This is a genomic window from Marinobacter daepoensis DSM 16072 (assembly GCF_000421165.1).
In the GTDB taxonomy this organism is placed as follows: Bacteria; Pseudomonadota; Gammaproteobacteria; order Pseudomonadales; family Oleiphilaceae; genus Marinobacter; species Marinobacter daepoensis.
The window spans coordinates 1,038,268-1,045,162 of the sequence record NZ_ATWI01000008.1 but is presented as its reverse complement, the minus strand read 5'-3'; the positions used below and the strand labels follow the sequence as shown (position 1 = coordinate 1,045,162).

At 57.5% G+C, this 6,895-nt stretch carries 5 protein-coding genes; 1 reads left to right on the top strand and 4 read right to left on the bottom strand.

What is annotated here, in order from left to right; translation table 11 throughout:
* Window positions 1-141 precede the first annotated feature (141 nt).
* From K325_RS0105475 to K325_RS0105465, 3 genes are read right to left on the bottom strand one after another with little or no spacing between them, the layout of a single operon-like run.
* Window positions 142-1,905, bottom strand: coding sequence for an alpha-amylase family glycosyl hydrolase (locus tag K325_RS0105475; RefSeq protein ID WP_029653263.1), 1,764 nt, complete (start codon window positions 1,903-1,905; stop codon window positions 142-144).
* Window positions 1,902-3,125: a glycosyltransferase family protein gene (locus K325_RS0105470; protein WP_029653262.1), complete on the bottom strand. Its 1,224-nt coding sequence runs from the start codon at window positions 3,123-3,125 to the stop codon at window positions 1,902-1,904. The genes K325_RS0105475 and K325_RS0105470 overlap by 4 nt, the downstream gene beginning before the upstream one ends.
* Window positions 3,126-3,160: 35 nt before the next feature.
* Entirely contained in the window at window positions 3,161-3,961 is an 801-nt protein-coding gene (locus K325_RS0105465) for an HAD-IIB family hydrolase (RefSeq protein WP_029653261.1), read from the bottom strand.
* 80 nt (window positions 3,962-4,041) lie between these two features.
* Here K325_RS0105465 and K325_RS0105460 point away from each other — a divergent pair, with 80 nt between their 5' ends.
* Window positions 4,042-5,496: a protein adenylyltransferase SelO gene (locus K325_RS0105460; RefSeq protein ID WP_029653260.1), complete on the top strand. Its 1,455-nt coding sequence runs from the start codon at window positions 4,042-4,044 to the stop codon at window positions 5,494-5,496.
* A gap of 7 nt (window positions 5,497-5,503) precedes the next feature.
* On the opposite strand, the gene K325_RS0105455 is transcribed toward K325_RS0105460, so the two are convergent.
* Window positions 5,504-6,832, bottom strand: coding sequence for an AmpG family muropeptide MFS transporter (locus K325_RS0105455; protein WP_211218134.1), 1,329 nt, complete (start codon window positions 6,830-6,832; stop codon window positions 5,504-5,506).
* Window positions 6,833-6,895: the final 63 nt, after the last annotated feature.

Here is a 6,895-nt window from a genome sequence, read left to right as displayed (position 1 = left end):
GGGAATTCGCCTACTCGGGCGGTGAACTGCAATCCGCTTGCCTGGGGCATGACTTCGGTCCCTGAAGGTAATGTTTAACTGACTCATCCTGAGCAAGCACGATTATAACCACCGCCTTACAGAATACAAACTAACCATGCCTCATTCCTGAGGTACACTCCGCGCCGCTCCGCTTCTGTGCTGGTTCGACAGCCACACGGTCTGGTAGGGCTTCAGGGTCATCGATCCGGCCATATCCTCCACCGCCATTCCGGAGATCAGATCCACCCACCGGTCTGTCCCAATCAGATTGATATCGCTCAACGCCACCTCCTGCATCTCCGGGCTGATGTTATGGATACAAAATACTGACTGTTCCCGGCGCATACTCTGGCGCCAGAACCCAAACAACTGCAAACCCAGGTGCAAGGTAAATTGCGTGGCGTTTGGATGGAACGCTGATTGAGCACGACGTATGGCAATCAGGCGCTTCAACTCCCTGAAGGCCTTGCTGTGGTGGGTCAGTGGATCTGCGAGCGCTTCCTCCAGTTGCGACAACGGCCACTGACTGCGGTTAATGGAACGCAGGCGCCCGGTATGTTCCACCCGCGCCTGATCGTTCTCCGTGGCCAGCAAGCTGTGAATATAAAAGGCCGGAATGCCCTCGAGGGCCAGCATAATGGTATGCGCGCACAGGAATCGTGCGAGCTGCCAGTGATCAGCACCGCCTTCTGCGGTTCCTTTGAGGGCATCCCAGAGCGCAATGTTCACCTCATAGGGCTGGTCCCGCCCGTCGGCCGTCCGGCGGCAGGACACCTTGCCTCCGAACGACTCCATGGTGTTGATCAGGCGTTGCTTTTCATCTTCGGTCAGCAGGCCATCTGTAGGCCGCAGGCCGACCCCATCGTGGGAGGCAATAAAATTCAGGTAGGTGGTGCCCAGCTGGGCTGGTGGCATGCTCATCAGCCAGGTTTTCAGGTGGCGGCAATTACCCGTCACCAGCGTGTTGATCAGCAAAGGCGGCAACGAAAAGTTATAGATGGCATGGGCTTCGTTGGCATTGCCAAAATAGGTCAGGTTCTCCCGGTTGGGCACATTGGTTTCGGTGATCACTACCGCATCCGGCGTGTGATGCTCAATCAGCAGGCGCAGGATTTTGATCAGCTCATGGGTTTGCTGCAGATGAATACACGGCGTGCCCGGCTCCTTCCAGAGAAAGGCCACGGCATCCATCCGGAAAATCATCACACCCCTTTCCAGGTATTGGCGGATGATCCCCGCAAACTCCAACAGCACCTGCGGGTTGGCAAAGTTCAGGTCTACCTGATCTTCACTGAAGGTACACCACACATAGCGCTCGCCGTCGTCGGTCTGCACCGGGTTGAGCAAAGGCGAGGTGCGCGGCCGCACCACCTGGCTGAGGTCGTCTTTCGGGTTGCCTTCAAAGAAATAATCCTTACCCGGGTCGATGCGCTTCCTGTAGTTCGCGAACCATCGGCTGCGGGCCGACATATGGTTGATTACCAGGTCGGACATCAACTTGTAGTCCCTGGCAATGACTTCAATCTCCGGCCAGCCGCCATGGCTCTCGTTGACCGCCAGGTAATCCATCACCGAAAAGCCATCGTCAGAACTGAAGGGAAAGAACGGCAATATGTGCACCGCGGAAATGGTGTCTTTCAAACAGTCATCCAGGAAGCGCTTGAGGGTCACCAACGGCTTCTCGTCCGGTTGCTGGAGCGTGTCCGCGTAGGTAATCAGCAACACATCGGTCTCGTCCCAATGGTTCTGGTGGGCCAGTGGGGCGTCGGCATTGGGCGCCAGCCCCATGGTGGCCAGTAACTGCTCCGCCAGAAAGTCGCAATCTACCGAGGGATAGACGACCTCGAGCATACCTTGCATCTTGCTCTTCAGTGGCTGAGTCATGCCCGGTATTCCTGATTATCCATTTCGACAGCCTCCTGCAGTTGCTCTCGAATGTCCGGAATGGCACTGGTCACCCGGTTCCAGCTGGGGATGAAAGGAGTGTCCATGGGGTTATCCAGGAAGTAGGCGCCGGCGCGCATCACATTCTGGGCAAACAATTCCACTGCCTTTTCTTCCTTGTGCCGATCAAAGCCGAGCCCGTTGATCACGGCGTCGTTCTGATAGGTTTCCACAAAATCCAGAGCAATACGGAAATAGGTCGCCTTGATGGTGCGGAACTTCTCATTGGAGAACACTTCGCCATTGGTGGCCAGCTTGCGGAACAAGGCCTTGGCGATGTCCACGCTCATCTTGGACAGCCCACGGCTGACATCCTCCGGCGACAGCTCCTGATGCTTATGATCGTAGACATCAGCAATGTCCACCTGGCACAGGCGGTTGGTAGCGTAGTTTCGCTTCATCTCCGAGCGCACGCCAATCTCCAGCCCCCAGTCGCTGGGAATGCGCAAGTCGTTAATGACATCTGTGCGAAACGAGAATTCCCCGGCCAGGGGGTAACGATAGCTGTCGAGGTAGTCGAGAAAATCGTTCGGGCCGCAGACTTTTTTCAGGGCGCGGATCAGAGGTGTGACCAGCAGACGACTGACCCGGCCATTCATCTTGCTGTCGGCGACCCGAGCGTAATAGCCCTTGCAGAACATGTAGTTGAATCCAGGGTTGGCCACCGGGTAAATCAACCGTGCCAGCAGATCCCGCGAGTAGGTCAGAATATCGCAATCGTGCAACGCCACCGATTTGCTCACCCCGGAGGCCAGCACATAACCAAAGCAATACCAGACATTCCGCCCCTTGCCCATTTCGGTGGGGGCGAGGCCCTGCTCGCGAAGCTTGAGGTCGATGGCCCGCAAACGCGGCCCATCGTTCCAAAGCACCTTGTACGGCTGAGGCAGCTCGGAGAAGTACTCCAATGCGTGCCGGTACTGCGCTTCGTTGGCACGATCGAGCCCGATCACGATTTCTTCCAGGTACGGCACCTTTGCCAGCTCCTGGACAATGTGTTTCAGGGCGGAGCCTTCCAGCTCTGAATACAGAGACGGCAACACCAGTGACATGGGCCGCGCTTTACGGAACTGAAGCAGGTCGGCCTCGATGTCCTCTACCGGTCGTCGCACAAGATTGTGCAGGGTCGTTACTATGCCATTCTGGTAAAAGTCGCCCATGGCGCCCTCCTTTACTTTTGGCCACACCAGGCGGCCTAATAGCCGTACTCAAAAAGAAGATTGAGCACGCATTCATTCCAACCCTCCGGGCCGGGCTTCAGGGAGCGGATGGGGTGCTTCTGCGATGGCAACTGAACCTGATCGCTGTTCACCCCGCGAATCACCACCGGGATATCCGCGGCCTCCAGCATGCGCTGGTCGTTCGGGCTGTCGCCCAATGCGATGGTGACTATCGGCTCGCCCTGATAGTGCTCCCGGTATTGCTTCAGCAAAAAGCGGGCCCCCTCGGCTTTGTCGAAGCGCCCCATGGCGTGCCAGAAGCGGCCCCCCTGCACCAGACGGAGCCCCTCACGCTCCAGCGCCGCACTGAATTGGTCCAGCTCCGGATCGCTGCCCTGCCAGATCAGCGGCTCAGTACCCAGGCGCTGCCGGGCCCGAGAAGCCTCCACCTTATCCAGACCCGCAACCTCGGCCAGTTCCGTATCCGGCATATCTGAAAAGCCCCGAAACTGTGCACCCGCCTCCCTCTGCACCATAAGCGTGCGAAGAACCTGCTGGTGATCTGCTCCAAAATTCATCACCTGTTCTTCGGTGCGGCCCAGACAGCCCGCCGGGATAACCGCCGCCGCACCGTTCTCGACGATAAAGGGGGCCCGGATGCCCATCGTGTTTTGCAAATGGCGCATCTCGGCGGCGGTTTTACTGGAGTTGAAAATCAAGGGGATACCGTTGGTGGCGAGCTTTGTCAGGGCTGGCGATGCAGCCCGCCAGCTGTAGCTGTGATGGTCCAGCAAGGTGCCGTCCAGGTCGGTAAAAACAATCAGGTGTGGTTGCATTTGGATCACCTGCTCTGCAATCTGTCAGTAGCGTTCAACCCTATACATTTGCAGCATTCATACCAAAGTCAGGTCGTTTTATGAGCAATAACCGTTTTCAGGTGGAACATCGCTACCTGGAATTACCCGACAGCTTCTATAGCCGGGTACAGCCTTCCCCTCTCTCCGAGCCACGCATAGTCTGCTTTAACCACGCGTTAGCCAGCGACATGGGGTTTCATGTTCGTGATGAGAACGACTGGGCGGCCGTTGGTGCAGGCGCCGAACTTCTGGACGGCATGGAACCGGTCGCCATGAAATACACCGGCCACCAGTTCGGTATGTACAACCCGGAACTGGGCGATGGTCGAGGCCTGTTGCTGTGGGAAACCGTAGGTCCAGACGGCACACGCTGGGACTGGCACCTGAAAGGCGCGGGGACAACACCCTACTCCCGATTTGGCGATGGCCGGGCGGTACTCCGGTCAACCATTCGTGAGTATCTGTGCAGCGAGGCCATGCACGGGCTGGGAATACCGACTACCCGGGCGCTGTTTATGATCAGCGCGAGGAACCCGGTGCGTAGGGAGTCGATCGAAACTGCGGCCTCACTGATGCGGGTGGCAAGAAGCCACATCCGCTTCGGCCACTTTGAGTTCGCGGCCCATCATGAAGGGCCCGAAGCCCTGAAAACCCTTCTGGAACATGTTATTTCCCTTCACTTCCCTCACCTGATCAGCCTGCCGGAGGAGCAACGCTACGCCCGCTGGTTTGAAGAAGTGGTGGAACGCACCGCGAAGCTCATTGCCAATTGGCAGGCGATTGGTTTCTGCCACGGTGTGATGAACAGCGACAATATGTCGATTACCGGCGACACCTTTGACTACGGGCCTTTCGCCTTTCTGGACGATTTCGACGCAGGCTTTATCTGCAACCACTCCGACCATGAGGGGCGGTATGCCTACAACAGACAACCCCAGATGGGATACACCAACTGCCGGTACCTGGCAAATGCATTGCTGCCTGTTATGGGCGAAGACTCGGTTCGACTGGGCCTGAAGCGCTATGAGAGCGCCTACAACGAACATTTCAAACACCGGATGCTGGCGAAGCTGGGCCTTGAAGCCGAGGACGAGACGGATCTGACACTGATCATGGACACCTTCAGCCTGCTCCACGAGCACCGTGTGGACTACACCCGGTTTTTCCGGGGCCTCTCCAACCTGCATAAGCAAGGCACTGCGCCGATTCGTGACCTGTTCACAGACCGCAGCGTGGCCGACGAGTGGCTGGAACGTTACGAAGCGAGATTGCAGAAAGAATCACGCGCCCACGATGAGCGGGAATACGCCATGCGCCGGGTGAACCCGAAGTACATTCTGCGCAACTACCTGGCCCAGCAAGTGATCCTGGAGGCGCAGAATGGCGACTACGGGCCAATGAAGGAACTGCTCAGGGTGCTGGAGAAGCCCTTTGATGAGCAACCAGAGTATGAGAAGTATGCAGCCCTGCCCCCCGATTGGGGTAAACATCTGAACATCAGTTGCTCGTCCTGAGGGCTGATCACTTCACCAGGGCATCTTCCTGCTCCTTGACCGGCGCCAGCGCATCCAGCCTGGCGCCGTGGCGCATCATAAACAACACCAGAAGAATCGCGGGCACCCCCATCAGGCCTGCAATCAGGAAGAACTCAGCGTAGCCAAAGTTCGCCACCACAATCCCGGAAAAGCCTCCCAGAAACTTGCCCGGCAGTGTCATCAGCGAGCTGAACAAGGCGTATTGGGTGGCGGTGAACGAGGCGCTGGTCATGCTGGACAGCCAGGCAATCAGCGCCACATTGGCAATGCCACCGCTAAGGTTATCGGCACTCACCACCACCGCCAGTGCTGCAATATCAGGCGGCTGCTGGGCCAACACCACAAACAGGAGGTTGGTCGCCGCCGTCATAATCGCTCCTGCAAGCAGGATACGGCGAACCCCGTAACGAACCACTAACACGCCCCCAACCATAGAACCAACAATGGTCATGAAGAACCCGAACACCTTGGTCACATCGGCCACCTGGGTCTTACTGAAACCCATAAAGTTCAGGTAAAACGGATTAGCCATCACCCCCATGGCGATGTCGGAAATACGGTACACGGCTACCAGCACCAGAATGACCAGCGCAAGCTCCCGGTAACGCCGGAAGAAATCCAGAAACGGCCCTGCAACGGCAGCATAAAACCAGCCCGCCAAACGAGCCAGGCCAGGAGGGAGGTGGCCCCGCATTGCCGCTTCTTCTTCAACCCGGTGAGCAATATCCTGCGCCGCAGCAAAGTGATTGACGGCGGGCTCCCGCACCACCAGTACCGTCACCGTTCCCACGCCAACCAGAGCTGCCATCACCTGATATGACACCTGCCAGGACCAGTATTCCGCTATATAAAGAGCCCCGGCGCCGGCCACCAGTAAAGCCAGACGGTATCCAAAAATATAGGTTGCCGCGAGCGCAGCCTGCAGCCGCTCCTGAGCGATTTCAATCCGGTAAGCGTCGATGGCCACATCCTGCGTCGCCGACGAAAAAGCGACCAGCAACCCGAACAGGGCCAACGTTTCCGGAGCAACCAAAGGGTCAACCCGGGCCATCAGATAGAGCCCTGTGGCAATACCTGCCTGAGCCAGCAGAATCCAGCTGCGCCGTTTACCGAACAGGCGATCCAGCAACGGCAACTTAAGACGATCAACCACTGGCGCCCAGAACACCTTGATCGAATAGGTAATGCCCAGCCAACTGAAGAAACCAATGGTGGCGGTTTCCACACCAACGTCCGCCAGGCGGGCATTGAGCGTGGAAAAAACCAGAAGAAACGGCAAACCAGCCGAGAACCCGAGAAACAGCATGGCGATCACTTGCCAGCGGGTATAGGTGTATATCGTGTCCCGGATCAGGGCCAGTGCGTTGCGAGGAAGAAT